The 250-nt window shown below is 52.4% G+C and carries 1 protein-coding gene; it reads left to right on the top strand.

The features are described 5' to 3' along the window. Nucleotides 1-64: 64 nt before the first annotated feature. On the top strand, nt 65-250 hold a 186-nt coding region (locus SB724_RS21230), incomplete at its 3' end, for a hypothetical protein (RefSeq protein ID WP_410572983.1).

Below are 250 nucleotides of genomic sequence, written 5' to 3'. Positions count from 1 at the left end.
GCTTGAAACCAACTCGCGGATTTCACGATCGTCATCAACGATCAGGATGTGGTCGATATGGTCCATGTTCGAACTTCCGGGTCCTTCTATCGGTCAGGCGAATGGCAGACTCGCCGCTTTCTCTTTTGAACCTGAATCGGCAGCCGCGAAACAGACAATTCTGTTCACGGCTGTCAGGACAGGTTTTAGAAATGAACGACGTCCAGAATGGCCTGGGCACAGGCCTGTGGTGCTTCTTGCGGCAGATTGT

The sequence above is a fragment of the Bacillus sp. SIMBA_031 genome (assembly GCF_046535225.1).
Taxonomy (GTDB): Bacteria; Bacillota; Bacilli; order Bacillales; family Bacillaceae; genus Bacillus; species Bacillus velezensis.
Note: the sequence above shows the minus strand (reverse complement) of the source record. Positions and strands in the feature narration are given on the sequence as shown.